We start from the raw sequence: 14,167 nt of genomic DNA, 5'->3' as shown, positions 1-14,167 counted from the left end.
GATCCTCGGATTGTGGGCCGGCGACGGCGGCGAGGGCTCCAAGTACTGGACCACCGTCCTGACCGAGATCAAGAACAGAGGCGTCCGCGACGTGCTGATGCTGGTCTGCGACGGCCTGTCCGCCCTGCCCGACGCGGTCAACACCGTCTGGCCGCAGACCGTGGTGCAGACCTGTGTGGTCCACCTCATCCGCAACAGTCTGCGCTATGCATCGCGCCGCGACTGGGCCGATGTCGCCCGCGACCTCAAGCCCATCTACACCGCCGTCAACGAGGAACAAGCCCGCACCCGGCTGGAGGAGTTCGCCGAGAAGTGGGCCAAGCGGTATCCCTCGATCTCCCAGTCGTGGGAGCGGGCCTGGAGCGAGTTCGTGCCCTTCCTCGGCCTTCCCGACGCGATCCGTCAGGTCGTCTACACCACGAACGCGATCGAGTCGTTGAACGCCCGCTACCGGCGCGCGGCCCAGGCCTGCGGACACTTCCCCAACGAGACCGCCGCCCTCAAGCGCCTCTACCTGGCCACCCTCGCCCTGGACCCCACCGGCCGCGGCCGCCAGCGCTGGAACAACCGCTGGAAGACCGCCCTGAACGAGTTCGACGTCCTCTTCGACGGCCGCCTTACCGCCACACGAGCGTAGGCCGATCAGCCCACCGAAGAACCTGTAGGCCAAACAGACGAACTACACCTGATTCCTGATAGACCCATTAGAGCCTCACGCTGTGGTCAGTAGCGGCGGGAGAGAGGATGGAAGACGATGAGAGGCCTGGTGAGAGGGCCACGAAGTTGGGTACGGTCATGCATTTCGGGAGAAGGGGTGCCTCATGGGTGCCACCGATGCGTTCCCGGAAGGTCCTGCCTCGGTGGGGGTCGCCCCGGCCGAGCCGGGCGGGCTGCTGGACGTGCTGGGTGTGGCGGCCGTGGTACTGGACGACGCGGGACGGATCGCGTTGTGGAGTCCGCAGGCCGAGGAGCTGTTCGGCTGGACCGCGGACCAGGCGCTGGGCCGGTTCGCGGCCCCGCTGCTGGTGGCCCCGGAGCACTTCGACCTGGTCCTGCATCTGTTCGCGCAGGTGATGAGCAGTGGTGAAAGCTGGGCCGGCGTGTTTCCCGTGCGGCACAAGGACGGAAGTACGCGGCTGGTGGAGTTCCGCAATATGCGGCTGCTGGGCCAGCACGGACAGTCATACGCCCTGGGTATCGCCACCGATCAGGCCACTCTGCGAGAGGTGGAACGGGGTCTGGCGCTGTCGGTGCAGCTAGTGGCCCAGTCCCCGATCGGCCTGGCTGTCTTGGACACCGACCTGCGGTACGTGATGGTCAACCCGGCGCTGGAGGGCCTCAACGGCCTGCCGGCCGCCCAACACATCGGCCGTGATGTCTACCAGGTCCTGCGGTTCTTGGACGATCCCGGGGCCGTCGCGTCGATGATGCGGCAGGTTCTGGACACTGGTAGACCGCTGATCAACCACTTCATCGTGGGCCGGTCACCGACTGTTCCGGACGCTGACATCGCGCGGTCCGTGTCGTACTACCGGCTCGAGAATCCGGCCGGGCGGGTGCTGGGTGTGGCGGCGTCGGTGGTGGACAGTACCGAGCAGCACCGCGCCGGCTTGGAGGCGGCCGAGGCCCGCAAGCGGCTGGCGACCATTGCCCGGGCCTCGGCGATGGTGGGCACCACCTTGGATGTGGAACAAACCGCCCGGGAACTGGCCGACATCCTGGTGCCCGAGCTGGCCGACCTGGCCGCCGTCGACATCCTCGACGCAGTACTCGACGACAGGCAGCCAGAAGCTGTGTCCCCCGGCGCGCCGGCCCTGTTCAGGGCGCTGGCAGTCACCGCTGCCTATCCCACCGACGCCGTCTACGCGGCCGACCCGACCGGGCACATCGCCGCCTACGACGCCGACCGTCTCATCACCCAGTGTGTGACCACCGGCCGCCCCGTCCTGGTGAATCGGGTGACCGAATCGGACCTGCAGCACATCGCCGCCGAGCCGCGGGGAGCCGCCCTCCTGGCCCAGGCCAGCCTGCACGCCTACCTGGCCGTGCCGCTGATCGCCCGCGGGGAAATCCTGGGTGCCCTGGACCTGTGCCGCACCCGCAACCCGCTGCCGTTCGACCCCGACGACGTCGTCCTGGCCGGTGAGCTGGCGGCCCGCGCTGCGGTGCGCATCGACAACGCCCGCCTGTACCAGAACCAGCGCCGCACCGCCTTGACCCTGCAACGCCACCTCATGACCCACCGGCCACCTCAGCCGACCGGCCTGGAGATCGCCTATCGCTACCAGCCCGCCCAGGTCTCCGCAGAGGTCGGCGGCGACTGGTTCGACGCCATCCCCGTGGCCGGCGACAAGACGGCCCTGGTCATCGGTGACGTGATGGGCAGCGGTATCAACGCTGCCGCGACCATGGGACAACTCCGCACCGCCGTCCGCACCCTGGCCGAACTCAACCTCGACCCCGCGCAGGTCCTCCTGCACCTCGACCACATCGCCGGTGGCCTCGAGCCCGGCTTCGCCACCTGCATCTACGCCGTCTACGACCCGCACCGCATGCAATGCCTCATCGCCCTCGCCGGCCACCTACCACCCGTCCTGACCCGACTCGGCCGACAGCCCGAACTTGTTGACCTGCCCACCGGCACCCCCCTCGGCGTCGGCGCCGCCGCGTTCGAACAGACCACTCTGCAACTGGATACCGGCGACCAGCTGCTGCTCTACACCGACGGCCTCGTCGAAACCCGCGACCAACCCATCGACACCCGCCTGAACACCCTCCTCGACGTCCTCACCGAGCTGCAACCGACACTCGAAGCAACCTGCGACCACCTCCTGGGTGCGCTGCGCCATCCGCACGACCACGACGACGTCGCCCTCCTCATCTGCCGCGCACAGGCCCACCAGTCGTGATCACTGGCGCATCCCACCCACGCCTTGCCACAGGGCGGTTCGAACCTACCGACCGTCAAGGCGAAATGCCCCCGACCGCCCTCCGGTACGGCGAGTTGTTTGAACAGGCAACGCCGCGGACCCCGTGGGTTTTGCCCCAGTTCGTTGGCCCCTCTTCGAACTGGCCCAGGGGTGGGTCGGGGCCGGCACGGTCCCGGCGTCGCGGGCCGAGATCAGGCGGCCAGGCGCGGCCATCCGGGCGTGAGGCAGCGGGCTCCAGCGGCGGGCGGGTGCCGGCATCCGGGCCGCAGAAATCGTGGTTGCGGCCCTGCCTGGACCGGCTGCTCGGTACTGGATGGCTGGTCAGCGGCCTGGGCCTGGCAGCAGGGGTGCTGGGCCTCCTCCACGGGAAGCCCCTTTCAGGCGACGACACCTCTCATTCGATAGCGAGAGGTTCTGGATCCTGATGGGCCCGCCGGTGTTGTCTGCCAGGGGGTTACCGCATCCGTACAACTGTCAGCGTTCCGTGTCGGCCCGATGCTGCCAGGACTTCCACCGTCAGGTCGGTCTGGATCCGGGTGTATGTCTCGCCTTCCGTCCGTCGCTCACCCATCACCTGCGCTCCCGCCAGGGCGGCGCCGATGTGTGAGGCGAGGACGGGCTCGAGGCGGGCGGACAGCCTTACCTGGCTGTCCTCGTCGCCGACCACGAGGGCCAGGTGCTGCGGACGGAGCCTGGGCCCCGTAAACCCGACGACCAAACCGTCGGCGGTGTCGGCGTGGCGGACCTTCACCCACCCGCGGCGCCCCGACGGGTACGCGGCCGCGCCTCGCTTGGCCACGACCCCTTCTAGGCCCTGCGCCTGGAGTGCCTCGTACCAGTGCTCCGCCACATCCCGGTCGTCGGTCGCCGGTACGGGCTGGATCGGCGGACCGACCTCGGCAAGCAGTTCCAGGAGAAGGGCGCGCCGCTCGGTGTACGGGAGGGTGCGGGCGTCGCCGATCGCCGGGTCGGGGTGCTGCACGAGGTCCCAGCAGGCGTACGAGGCCGGGTGCCGGGCGGCCAGCGCGCGAGCCCGGGTCACGGACGACGCGGCCCTCGACTGAGCGGCTCCGAAGTCGAGCCGCCCATCCCGCCAGATCACCGCTTCTCCGTCCAGCGCGGTGCCCGGCCGCAGCGCCATGCCGGCCAGGGCCAGGTCCATCCAGTACGGCGTGACGACCCTCCCGGACCGGGCGTACAGGATCACGGTGTCGTCGGTGCGGCGCAGCACGACTCGGTGCCCGTCGAACTTCGGCTCGAACCACCACCCCGGTCCCTCGGGCAGCGTCGGGACTGCCTGGGCCAGCGCCACTTTGATCGGGAACTCCACACTGTGATCCTGTAAGTCCCGCCATCCCATGGCATGCCGGGGAGTCCGTACGGCCCTATGCGCCCATCAGCCCCGTCTTCGGATGGCAGATCTGGCACGCCTCGATATCGGGCTCGGGACGTACTGCCGCAGCAGGCCGTTGATGCCTCTCCGCCAAGCCGCAAGTTGACGTGGTGCCGCCAGGAAGCAGGCCCCCAGCCCGCGGGCCGTCCGCGACGCGGAGCTGATCCTGCGGCAGCCCCTTGATGGCGAACAGATCGCCACCGCTGACAAGCGTGGCCTGTACCTCGGTCAGCACCTGCCAGCGTTCGATCCCGCCGTGAGCCTCGATGGCCTCGGAAAGCAACGTGGTCATGCTCAACTCCTTCAGTGCGTCCTGCTTGACCGATGGGGTAGGCGGGCCGGTGACTGTGCCGGATGGTTCAACGCCTGGCCACGCCACTGAGCCGAGCGGCCGTGGCGACCGCTTCGGCGACCGCCGGTGCCACCCGCGGGTCGAAGGGGGAGGGGACGATGTGGTCGGGGCGGACTTCCTCGACGACCATGGAGGCGAGTGCGTCCGCGGCGGCGAGTTTCATGCCGGGGGTTGCGCGCGGTGCGGACGCGGAGGGCTCCCGCGGAGATGCCGGGGAAGGCGAAGACATTGTTGATCTGGTTCGGGTAGTCGCTGCGGCCGGTTGCCACGACGGCCGCGTACCTACGGGCGACGTCCGGGTGGATCTCGGGGCACGTGATCACCCGGCGCCCCCACGCGCCGGGTCTGTGAACATCCACTGACTACCACTCAACAGCTCGGTCGTTGACGGTGGTGCCGGGGAAGAGATGCTCGGCGGTCAGACTCAGGATGGTGGGGTTGATCCGATCCAGGTGCCGCAGCAGCGTCAGGTCGGCGAACTCATTGGCGTGCCGCGCCACCGCAGCCACTTCCTCGGTGTCCCTGAGGTATTGGCGGGTCTCGTCCACATGACGGGGGTCGTCGTCATTCTTGGGGTTCTTGTGCCCGGCGACGACGGCACACGGGTTGACCGCGGCGATCTTGTCGATGGCGGCGATCCAGTCGTTGCGCCGGTCAGGAAGCGGCCGCGCCCTCTCACCGCCGGCGAGGTAGGGATGGACGTGGTTTCGGAGCGGTTCACGTCTCAACTCGGCCTCCACTGCGCCGCGTTGGTTACCCATCATGCAGCACCGAACCTGCTGCATGGGCGGGTTGAGAGGGTGACCATGCTGATCGGCACGTGCGAGGGTTTCAATCCCCTGTAACCATGGAGTTATCCGTTAGTAGTTGCGGCCGGGCCGTCCGCCCGCAGCAGCCACCCAGAGACGTCGCCCACCTGGAGAACGCGTAGGGCGAGACCTCGTTGCACATGCTCAACCCGGTCGCGGATTTCCACCGGGGCGTACGCGGGCAACTCAGGGTAGAGCTTGCGCATCCACACGTCCCCTGTCAGCCACAGCGCCGGTCGTGGGCTTGAGGGTGCCGTACTCCAGGGTGTACATAGGCGCTTCGTGGCTCTTGCCGCTCCGGGTAGCGGGCTGGCGGAGACCGGGCGGTGTCCAGTGGTGGCGCCATGGGTCGTGGTGAGGGTGGTGCACGACATATGCGTCGGCCACGTCGTGGGCGACCTGTACCAGGGCCATGCCCACAGCACCTGAGATCTTCATCCGGTGGTCTACCCGCTTGTACGGGACCTCCGCCTGGTTGTGGCGCGTGTTTGAGGCTGACCGCTGACCGCTGACCGCTGACCGCTGCCCCGAGGCTCAGGTGGTGAGGATCGCGGCGGGTCGGGGGCAGTGGCATGGGCCGGGGGAGGGGGCGTTGGCTCGGCCGGATACGGCTGAGGCTGGGCGCAGGGCGGGGCGCCGCGGGCCGATGGACGCAGTAACCGTAACCGTCACTGCCGCGGCCGGACTTCTCCAGCCCGCCCTGAAGGCGATCGGGACGGCGTGGTCTCCGCTGCCCACGCGGGGTGGGCGAACTTCCAGACGGTGCAGGCGCGGACACCGCATCCGAAGGGGCAGCAAGCTCTCTTCCCGTCGGCTCTGTCAGGTCGGCGTTTCGGCAGCCAACTCCTTCTTCCTCTGCCGATAGGCCCGCATGGATGCCTGGGAACCGCATTTCGGGCCGCAGTAGACGCCAGAGCTGTTCCGCGTCCGGTCGAAAAAGCAGAAGTGACACGGCTGGTTCCGGCACGCCCGCACCCTGTTCCACAAGCCCGCCTGGGCGAGTTCGGTGACGCTCGCCAGTACGGTGCCGAACAGCCCGGGGACGCCGGTCTGCGCGGTCTCCAAGGAGGCCCCCGAGGCGGTGACGACCGTTACCAGCGGATGCCGGGACGCGACACGGCGCAGGTGTTCCTCCGCCTGATCGAGTACCTCGGGTGTGATGTCCTTGTCGCCGGAATGAGCGAGCAGCACGGTGATCAAGGCGTCGCGCAGTTCGCGTGCACCGGCTGCGTCGGCCTCTGTGACGCGGGGGGTCTGCGAGCCCAAGGCGTTTTCCAGCAGCCATGCGTGCATGCTCTCGGCGCTTGCGAAGCGCTCTGTCAACCGGTGGGGGCCTGCGGTGTGCGTGTTGACGAATTGCAGGACGACATCAGCCGCCGACGGCTGGCTCAGCGGGCTGCCCTCGGTCTTGCGCGGGACCATTGTCGTCCTCCTTGATCGAAGGAAAGCTAGACCATCCAGCGTTACCTCCGAAACCATTACGGTGGCAATCTACTTCCCGCGAGGTGAGAAATCTCCCCCCGGCGCGGAGCGGAGCCCGGACATGTTCGCCGGGTAACCCGGCGATGCCACGCTGCCGTACCGGGTGCTGAAGCAGTTGCGCGGAGCTCGCGAGGGACGCCCGGTGAAGGCGTGGGTGATCGTGGCGCAGTGCCGCTGCGGACTGGCGAGGGCCGCTTTCCGGGCGATCGAGGCGCCGCTTTCGTCGGTGCGCAGCAGGACGGACCGACGCGCCCCGGCGCGCGCACGGCCGCGATGTCGGCGGAGGTGGTCATGCCGCCCGTCGCAGTGCAGCTTGCGCAGGAGCATCCAGGTTCTGAGCGTGGTCTGACCGACCGCACGGATCGTGACGTGGGCGATGTTGGCGGCCCTGCTGACCTGCGGACAGCTTGTTCCAGCGGCAGCGGTGAATCCGCACGGTGCCGCCGGCGCCTTGACAGCCCTTGTCGGCCCTTGTCGGCCCAGCAGGGCACGCGCGCCTGGCTGTGGCAGGGCGTCATGGCGCCATGAGTGCGGATGGTGCGGGCGGCGTGCACCGCGCCGGGCGTCGCGGGTCGGACCCACCGCGGGTTTCCGAGTGGATCGGTGAGGACCTGGACGGTCATACCATGCCTTTTGTGCCTGCCGGAGTCTCTCCGCATTGCCCTATGCGTTGCTGCTGCACCTGGTTCGAGCCTGTCACGAGGAGGATTGCATGTTGCGAGCTAACCACCTATGGTCATAACTATGACGAACGCACCGCGCCGCACCGCGCCGCGCCGCACAGAGGGGCCTCGGCGAGTCCCCGCCCGAGCCCTTCTCGCGATGGTGGTCGCCAGCAACCCGCCACTTCGGCGCTCGCGGCGCTCGCTCGGAGAAGGGGGCATGCGAGCCGCTTGGAAACACGACTCAACGGCCTCGACGGCGGGGCGAGCTTGCTCGGGAGCGGACCGATGGACCAGCGCTTCGCGATCGCCGTCACCCGCACCGGCCGACGGCGCATGCAGCCATCACCGTGACTCCGAAGGGATCGAGCGGACGAACCGCCGCACGACGCGGGGCGTAGGTCTCGGCACGGTTTTCGTCAAATATGGATGACCGACATCATCCAAATTTCACCACCAAACCGGCGGGAGGCAGGTATCTCTCTGCCGTCTCGGACACCCGTGGAACCGGTGATTCGCGGGTGCGAGGTTCACCGACTCAAGAAAGAGAAAGCCCACATGCATTTGAAGCTCGAACTCATCGTGCTGCCCGTCTCCGACGTCGATCGGGCCAAAACCTTCTATGAGGCCGCCGGGTTCCGCCTGGACCTGGACAAGGCCGCCAGCGAGGACTGGCGCGCGGTGCACTTCACGCCGCCCGGCTCCGAGTGCTCGATCATATTCGGCAAGGGAATCACCTCCGCCGCACCCGGCTCGACCCAGGGCCTCTACCTCATCGTCTCCGACATCGAAGAGGCTCGCGCCGAGCTCGTCGGCCGCGGCATCGAGGTGAGCGAGGTGTTCCACGACGCCGGAGGACTGCTCCACCACGGCCACGAAACCGGAGAGATCACCCACCAGCTCGAGGGGCAGGGGCGGCTCGCCGGCCTGCACCCCGACCGCGCCTCTTACGGCTCCTTCGCCACCTTCAGCGACCCGGACGGCAACGGCTGGGTGCTCCAGGAAGTCACCCAGCGGTTCCCCGGCCGCTGACACGAGTCAGTCACCCGAGGGTGTGACGGGTCGCACGGTGGTGGCCGACCCGCTCACCACTTGGGTGCAGCCCAGGAGAAGCCGGCGGCCGGATCGGCGCGGCACCGGTCACATATACGAGCATATGCTCCTATATCTCGATCAGTCCCCGCCGCGCCCTGACGCTCGGGCAACATTGCGAAAGGAAATTTCATGAACATGTCTCCTATGGAGCCGCCGGCCCAGGAGGGCCCCGGATCAAAGCCGACGTCGCACCGTGCCCGGCGCGGGTTCTCGCGACGCGTCTTCGTCGGCGGCGCGGCTGCTTCTGCCGCTGCCGCTGCCGGCATCTCGCTGGTCGGCGGATTGGCCCCGTCCGCCGCTGCCGCTCCCACCATGCGCAGGCCGAAGGGTTTCGGCTCGGTCGCCACGGCGCCGCATCTGCCGGCAGGGTTCACCAAGACGTTCACCAGCCGGTTCGTGCAGGCCGGTGGACTGCGCCAGCACGTGGTCATCGGAGGCGACGGCCCGCCGCTGCTGCTGGTGCACGGCTGGCCGCAGAACTGGTACGCGTGGCGCATGGTGATGCCGGAACTGGCCCGCAACTACACGGTCATCGCCGTCGACCAGCGTGGCATCGGGCTGACCGACAAGCCCCGTGACGGGTACGACACCCGCACCCTCGCCAACGACCTGATCGCGCTCATGGACGCACTCGGCCACCAGCGGTTCGCCGTGGCCGGCCACGACACCGGCCTGATCATCAGCTACGCGCTGGCGGCGGATCATCCAGAGCGTGTCGCCCGCGTGGCCCTCGCCGAGGTCCCCGGGCCCCCGACGCTGAAGGCCTCGCCGCCCCTGTTCATCGATGAGGACCACAACAACAGGCTCTGGCACATCCCCTTCAACCGGGTCAACCACGAGCTGACCGAGAAGTTGGTCAGGGGCCGGGAAGAGATCTTCTTCGGCTACGAGTTCGACATCCAGGGCGGGAAGAAGCTGCCCGACTACGCGCGCGAGTACTACTTCCGTCTCTTCTCCGACCCCGAGACCCTGCGTGGCGGCTTCGGTCTCTACCGCGCGTGGGACACCATCACCGCGCAGAACGCGACGCGCACCGAGAACAAGCTGACGATGCCCGTCCTGGCGATCGGCGGATCGGAAAGCTGGGGTGACAAGGTCGGGGGCGCGATGAAGCCCCTCGCGAACGACGTGCAAGGTGTGGTCATCCCCGGTGCCGGCCACTGGATCGCCGAGCAGGCCCCCAAGGAGCTGCTGTCGGAACTGACCGAGTTCCTGGCCCCGTACCGCACTGCCGCCGCATCCCGCTCAATTCGCTAGAGGGAGATGCCCGGACGCCTGGGCAGGACGCCGACGAGACTGGAATGAGCTCGACCGAAGTGGCCACAGCTCTTCACCGAAGAGTTTGCCGAGGGTTCGCCCGTCTCCTGCGCTGATCTCACGCCGGAGCCCTCTCCGGAGGTCGTCCTGCCCGCCGCTGTCCCGGCGGGCGGGACGGCCACGTCATCGCGCAGTCCCGCCCGGGCGACATGCCGGGACGTCCTCACACCGCTGTGTGGCCAGCCCCATCGGGCGGCTGCTGTGTCCGTTCAACCAGCCCAACACGCTTCCCCGCCTGCCCGGGAGCGACGGGGCCTTCACCCATCCCAGACGGGAGTCGTAGATGTTCGCCGACATCGGCCCGCTCGAAGTTGTGACACTGATTGTGCTGGCCGTCATTCTGGTAGGGCCCGACAAGCTCCCCAAGATGGTGTCCGACACCGTGCGGACCCTGCGCAAGGTCCGAGAGCTCTCACAGAGCACTCAGGCGAGCATTCGCGACGAACTTCCCCCGGAGCTCCAGAACCTGACGCTTGAGGACCTCAACCCGAAGGCCCTCGAAGAACCTGCTGAGTGCCGAGAGCCTGAACCTGACCGAGCTGACCACCGGCTTCGACCTTGAAGAGGAACCGCCCGGCAGCGCCGCGGCGGAGACCTCCAAGAACACCGGGAAGTCCGCAGGACTCGGCTCGAAATCCACTACCGCCGGCCACCGGTCTTAAGTTCCCGGCGCGCCGGGAACCGACGCGGCACCGCGGCCGCGGCAAGGACACGCCCGTGACACGGAGACCCTGCGCCGCTGTGTCGGCGGCCCACCCACCGGCCGCCGCGGTCGCCGTCTGCCCGCCAACGCACCGATCAGTACACGGGGCCTGGCTCCCGCATCCGCCGGCAGCCAGGCCAACCGCACAGGAGCGCCGCTCCCGTGCCGCAGCCCCCCAGAAAGGAAACACCCATGTTCGGCAGGCTCGGAGCACCCGAGATCATCCTCATCCTCGTCGTCGTCCTGCTCCTCTTCGGCGCCAAGCGCCTTCCCGATATGGCCCGTTCCTTCGGCCAGTCGCTGCGGATCCTCAAGAGCGAGACCAAAGCCATGCAGAAGGACGGTGCGGACAAACCCCAAACCAGCGTGCACGTCGCCGCCCTTCAGCCCGTTCCCGACGGCCGGCACACGGCCCCGGAAGCGGCCGCGGTGACACCCCTCACCGGCGTTGAAGCGCCGGAACCACTGACAGACACGTGCGCGGCCGATGCTGCACATGAAGGGACCGGGACCGCCCATGCCCACCCGTACACCGCATGACGCTGCGCAGATGCCCCTTGGAGAGCACCTCCGTGAGCTGCGAAACCGCCTGATCAAGGCTGTCGGAGCGATCCTGCTCGTCACGGTCGTCGCAGCCCTGTTCTACAAGCAACTGATCGGATTCCTCATCGATCCCCTGCCCGGCTGTGCCCCGGACCGACTGGCACACGAGAACGACGCGGGGCGCTGCGGCGTGATCTCGCTCAACGGTCTTCTCTCACCCTTCACGCTCGCGCTGAAAGTATCGATCACCGCGGGAATCGTCGCTGCGAGCCCGGTGTGGCTGTATCAGCTGTGGGCTTTCGTGGCACCAGGACTGCACCGCAACGAGAAGAAGTACACACTGGTCTTTCTCGGGGCCGGAATCCCGCTGTTCCTGTCCGGCGCCGCCGTGGCGTACGGGAGTCTGCCGACCACGACACGGGTGCTGATCTCCTTCACCCCGGACAACGCCACCAACCTCCTGCCCGTCGACGATTTCCTCGACCTGGCCACCCGCATGGTCGTCGTCTTCGGCCTCTCCTTCGAACTCCCGGTCCTTCTCGTGCTGCTGAACCTCGGCGGCGTGATCAGCGCGCGCCGGATGGCCGGCTGGTGGCGCGGCATGCTCATGGGTATCGCCGTCTTCGCCGCGGTGGCCACTCCCAGCACGGACCCGCTCAGCATGCTGCTGCTCGGCGCACCGATCAGCCTGCTGTACCTGGCGGCGTGCGCCATCTCCTGGTGCAATGATCGCCGCCGGGAGCGCACCGACGGGGCCGAGCCGGACGGAATCCCGCAGGACATGGAAGCATCCCCCATGGACCTGACTCCGGCCCCCGTCGACCCCCCCGACAGCATCGCCATCAGCCGGCCGTGACAGCCGAGCGACCGGGTGAGTTCGCGGCTGTCGCGGGGCGGTGCGGCCGGCAGCAGGATGCCGTGCGCCTTGCGACGCCAGATCAAGCACACAATTCCGGAGCCCAGGGACCAGCGGGCCAACCGCCGGCGTCGCGGCAGCATGGGTGACTGTCCGACCGGGTTCAACAGGGACATCTACAGGCGTCGTAACGAAGTGGGGCGCACGATCAACTGGCTCAAGAACTTCCGCGCGGGCGCGAGCCGTTACGACGAACGGACCTACGTTTTCCACGACACGGTCGCTGTCGCCTCGATCCGGCTGTGGCTCTGTTCCTGAGGCAGAGTCGGTCGCTCCCAATCCACCGCCGCTCACATGACGGGGCAGTTGGAAGACGTGTACTCATTCGCGATGTTGAAGACGCCGGCACAGCGCGGGCATTCCGCCTTGCCGAAGAGATGAGCGATCCCGTCGGCAAGCACGACTTCCCCATCACGGACGGCGGTCTCATGCATCCATCGACCGATGCCGGAGAGGCCCTCGGGGGACGCCGGCCTCAGGTCGCGTCGGGCCACGTCGCCCAGGTGCCTGTCCCGGATCGCTGAAAAGCGTCCGTAACCGCCGATGGCGATGGTCATGATCACGCGGTGGCCGCTCCCGTTCCGGGCCGGTTCCGCCGCAGGGCCGGTCTCCTCGCTTCGCACGTCGGCCGTTCGGACCCGCCGATGCCAAGCCGGGTGGACCCAACGCGGCTCCTGACCGGCCAAGATGAGCGCATGGCCAGCAAACCCCTGCAGATCCCGCTCGATCAGCTCCGGCATGCCTTCGAGCTGGTGCTGCGGCACGTCGAAGCTTCAGCCGGCAGCACGGTGACACTCGAACACGACTACTTCTGGTCTGTTCCGGGCGATGAACTGTACGAGGTCCACAACGAGCCGAGAGCGATCACGATCGGGCAGCTCTCGGAGTCGTGGCAGCACCTTGAGGGCCTGCTCGCCGACGAGGACCGGGTTGTGAGCCACCACCTGGTCTGGCTTGCCGACGTCATCCGGGCGATCGGCCAGGACACTGTCGGCTAGTGGCTCGTCTCGCATCGTTGGGTGGGTAATCGACGTTCCGTCTGATGGTCAGCAGACTGTCTCCAGGACCTGATCTTGGAGGTGGTCGTGGGACGTCGACCGAGTGTGTTCGTCCGTCCGGTCAGTATGGAGGAGGGCCGCCGCCTGCAGCGGATCAGCCGGACCGCCAAGGACCCGGTCAGGTTGCTGCGGGCGATCGTGGTGCTGATGTCCGCCCAGGGCCAGACGGTCGAGGACATCACCTCGCTGATGCGGATCGGCGAGGACTACGTCCGCGATGTCATCCACGCCTTCAACGTGCGGGGGTTCGACGCGCTTGACCCAAAATGTCTCCTGGCAGGCCACAACCACGTGGAAGACCTCTATCGATCCGGACTTCATCGCCAAGATGCACCGGGTCCTCGCGCTGTACGACACCCCGCCTGCCGGCGGCCGGGTGATATGCGTCGACGAGTTCGGCCCTCTCAACCTCCAGCCGCGCAAGGGCAGGTCCTGGCGTCCAGTCGGCAAACCCCGTCGGCTGCGGGCCACCTACAACCGATACGGCGGCGTGATGCACATGCTCGCCGCCCTGGACCTGGCCACCGGCAAGATCTGCTACAGGATTCGGAAGCGTAAGCGGTGGCGAGAGTTCCTCGGCTTGCTCAATTCCCTGCGCTCGCGCTGCCCCGGAGAGAAGCTGTACGTCGTCCTGGACAACTTCTCCCCGCACAAGCATGCCGAGGTCCGCAGCTGGGCCGCTGACAACGACGTTGAGCTGGTCTTCCTGAAGTTCCCCCTCTGAACTGGACAGCCTGATACTGGGACGGATCGGTCCCGGAGGAAGTAGTCCAGGTTGAGTGGCAGGAGCAACATGAGTAAGCGGTACACGTCGGAGTTCAAGCGGGACGCGGTGGCACTGGTCCGGTCGTCGGGCCGGAATGTCACCGAGGTCGCCCGGGAACTCGGTGTGAGTGCGGAGGGGCTT

General features: G+C 67.8%; 15 protein-coding genes and 4 pseudogenes. 12 read left to right on the top strand and 7 right to left on the bottom strand.

Translation table 11 applies throughout. The features are described from left to right. Both ABZV38_RS36445 and ABZV38_RS36440 read left to right on the top strand, forming a co-directional pair. A partial coding sequence (locus tag ABZV38_RS36445; protein ID WP_356332735.1) for an IS256 family transposase occupies positions 1 to 637 on the top strand: 637 nt, incomplete at its 5' end. 184 nt (positions 638 to 821) lie between these two features. Continuing rightward, positions 822 to 2,909, top strand: coding sequence for a SpoIIE family protein phosphatase (locus tag ABZV38_RS36440; RefSeq protein WP_356332734.1), 2,088 nt, complete (start codon positions 822 to 824; stop codon positions 2,907 to 2,909). A 475-nt stretch (positions 2,910 to 3,384) separates the two neighbouring features. On the opposite strand, the gene ABZV38_RS36435 is transcribed toward ABZV38_RS36440, so the two are convergent. The 6 genes and pseudogenes from ABZV38_RS36435 to ABZV38_RS36410 all read right to left on the bottom strand — a co-directional run. Then, the gene (locus ABZV38_RS36435) at positions 3,385 to 4,260 is read right to left on the bottom strand and encodes a hypothetical protein (protein WP_356332733.1); all 876 of its coding nucleotides are present in this window, start codon (positions 4,258 to 4,260) and stop codon (positions 3,385 to 3,387) included. A gap of 55 nt (positions 4,261 to 4,315) precedes the next feature. Next, on the bottom strand, positions 4,316 to 4,615 hold the full coding sequence (locus tag ABZV38_RS36430; RefSeq protein WP_356332732.1) for a hypothetical protein: 300 nt from the start codon (positions 4,613 to 4,615) through the stop codon (positions 4,316 to 4,318). 67 nt (positions 4,616 to 4,682) lie between these two features. Continuing rightward, positions 4,683 to 4,986: pseudogene (locus ABZV38_RS36425) on the bottom strand (malic enzyme-like NAD(P)-binding protein); the annotation flags it as partial. A gap of 51 nt (positions 4,987 to 5,037) precedes the next feature. Then, a complete protein-coding gene (locus ABZV38_RS36420; RefSeq protein WP_356332730.1) occupies positions 5,038 to 5,439 on the bottom strand; it encodes a hypothetical protein in 402 nt (133 codons plus the stop codon). An 864-nt stretch (positions 5,440 to 6,303) separates the two neighbouring features. Continuing rightward, the gene (locus ABZV38_RS36415) at positions 6,304 to 6,906 is read right to left on the bottom strand and encodes an ABATE domain-containing protein (RefSeq protein WP_356332729.1); all 603 of its coding nucleotides are present in this window, start codon (positions 6,904 to 6,906) and stop codon (positions 6,304 to 6,306) included. A gap of 608 nt (positions 6,907 to 7,514) precedes the next feature. Beyond that, a pseudogene (locus ABZV38_RS36410) lies at positions 7,515 to 7,613 on the bottom strand (IS5/IS1182 family transposase); the annotation flags it as partial. A 573-nt stretch (positions 7,614 to 8,186) separates the two neighbouring features. On the opposite strand from ABZV38_RS36410, the gene ABZV38_RS36405 reads away from it, so the two are divergent. The 6 genes and pseudogenes from ABZV38_RS36405 to ABZV38_RS36380 form a co-directional block, all read left to right on the top strand. After that, positions 8,187 to 8,660, top strand: a complete 474-nt coding sequence (locus ABZV38_RS36405; RefSeq protein WP_356332738.1) for a VOC family protein — start codon at positions 8,187 to 8,189, stop codon at positions 8,658 to 8,660. Between the two features lie 192 nt (positions 8,661 to 8,852). Continuing rightward, entirely contained in the window at positions 8,853 to 9,980 is a 1,128-nt protein-coding gene (locus ABZV38_RS36400; protein WP_356332728.1) for an alpha/beta hydrolase, read from the top strand. A 343-nt stretch (positions 9,981 to 10,323) separates the two neighbouring features. Further along, positions 10,324 to 10,602, top strand: a complete 279-nt coding sequence (locus tag ABZV38_RS36395) for a hypothetical protein (protein WP_356332727.1) — start codon at positions 10,324 to 10,326, stop codon at positions 10,600 to 10,602. Between the two features lie 333 nt (positions 10,603 to 10,935). Then, a complete protein-coding gene (gene tatA / locus ABZV38_RS36390) occupies positions 10,936 to 11,283 on the top strand; it encodes a Sec-independent protein translocase subunit TatA (protein WP_356332726.1) in 348 nt (115 codons plus the stop codon). 10 nt (positions 11,284 to 11,293) lie between these two features. Then, positions 11,294 to 12,142, top strand: a complete 849-nt coding sequence (gene tatC / locus ABZV38_RS36385) for a twin-arginine translocase subunit TatC (protein WP_356332725.1) — start codon at positions 11,294 to 11,296, stop codon at positions 12,140 to 12,142. Positions 12,143 to 12,214: 72 nt separating this feature from the next. Then, a pseudogene (locus tag ABZV38_RS36380) lies at positions 12,215 to 12,460 on the top strand (IS5/IS1182 family transposase); the annotation flags it as partial. A 32-nt stretch (positions 12,461 to 12,492) separates the two neighbouring features. Here the strand turns inward: ABZV38_RS36380 and ABZV38_RS36375 are convergent. Beyond that, positions 12,493 to 12,759: a hypothetical protein gene (locus ABZV38_RS36375; RefSeq protein ID WP_356332724.1), complete on the bottom strand. Its 267-nt coding sequence runs from the start codon at positions 12,757 to 12,759 to the stop codon at positions 12,493 to 12,495. 138 nt (positions 12,760 to 12,897) lie between these two features. Between ABZV38_RS36375 and ABZV38_RS36370 the strand changes: the two genes are divergently transcribed. From ABZV38_RS36370 to ABZV38_RS36355, 4 genes and pseudogenes are all read left to right on the top strand, one after another. Next, the gene (locus ABZV38_RS36370) at positions 12,898 to 13,200 is read left to right on the top strand and encodes a hypothetical protein (protein WP_356332723.1); all 303 of its coding nucleotides are present in this window, start codon (positions 12,898 to 12,900) and stop codon (positions 13,198 to 13,200) included. A gap of 126 nt (positions 13,201 to 13,326) precedes the next feature. Next, positions 13,327 to 13,458: pseudogene (locus ABZV38_RS36365) on the top strand (helix-turn-helix domain-containing protein); the annotation flags it as partial. Between the two features lie 58 nt (positions 13,459 to 13,516). Continuing rightward, positions 13,517 to 13,984 (top strand): IS630 family transposase, encoded by a 468-nt coding sequence (locus ABZV38_RS36360; protein WP_356332737.1) that lies wholly within the window; start codon positions 13,517 to 13,519, stop codon positions 13,982 to 13,984. Positions 13,985 to 14,053: 69 nt separating this feature from the next. Further along, positions 14,054 to 14,167 (top strand): transposase (locus ABZV38_RS36355; protein WP_356332736.1); only part of this gene is annotated, 114 nt, incomplete at its 3' end.

The organism is Streptomyces sp. NPDC005181 (assembly GCF_040608395.1).
Taxonomy (GTDB): domain Bacteria; phylum Actinomycetota; class Actinomycetes; order Streptomycetales; family Streptomycetaceae; genus Streptomyces.
Note: the sequence above shows the minus strand (reverse complement) of the source record. Positions and strands in the feature narration are given on the sequence as shown.

Coding starts and splice junctions, on each gene's coding strand:
- ABZV38_RS36440 (WP_356332734.1), top strand. CDS start 822: ATGGGTGCCACCGATGCGTTCCCGGAAGGTCCTGCCTCGGTGGGGGTC.
- ABZV38_RS36430 (WP_356332732.1), bottom strand. CDS start 4,615: ATGACCACGTTGCTTTCCGAGGCCATCGAGGCTCACGGCGGGATCGAA.
- ABZV38_RS36420 (WP_356332730.1), bottom strand. CDS start 5,439: ATGATGGGTAACCAACGCGGCGCAGTGGAGGCCGAGTTGAGACGTGAA.
- ABZV38_RS36415 (WP_356332729.1), bottom strand. CDS start 6,906: ATGGTCCCGCGCAAGACCGAGGGCAGCCCGCTGAGCCAGCCGTCGGCG.
- ABZV38_RS36405 (WP_356332738.1), top strand. CDS start 8,187: ATGCATTTGAAGCTCGAACTCATCGTGCTGCCCGTCTCCGACGTCGAT.
- ABZV38_RS36400 (WP_356332728.1), top strand. CDS start 8,853: ATGAACATGTCTCCTATGGAGCCGCCGGCCCAGGAGGGCCCCGGATCA.
- ABZV38_RS36395 (WP_356332727.1), top strand. CDS start 10,324: ATGTTCGCCGACATCGGCCCGCTCGAAGTTGTGACACTGATTGTGCTG.
- tatA (WP_356332726.1), top strand. CDS start 10,936: ATGTTCGGCAGGCTCGGAGCACCCGAGATCATCCTCATCCTCGTCGTC.
- tatC (WP_356332725.1), top strand. CDS start 11,294: ATGCCCCTTGGAGAGCACCTCCGTGAGCTGCGAAACCGCCTGATCAAG.
- ABZV38_RS36375 (WP_356332724.1), bottom strand. CDS start 12,759: ATGACCATCGCCATCGGCGGTTACGGACGCTTTTCAGCGATCCGGGAC.
- ABZV38_RS36370 (WP_356332723.1), top strand. CDS start 12,898: ATGGCCAGCAAACCCCTGCAGATCCCGCTCGATCAGCTCCGGCATGCC.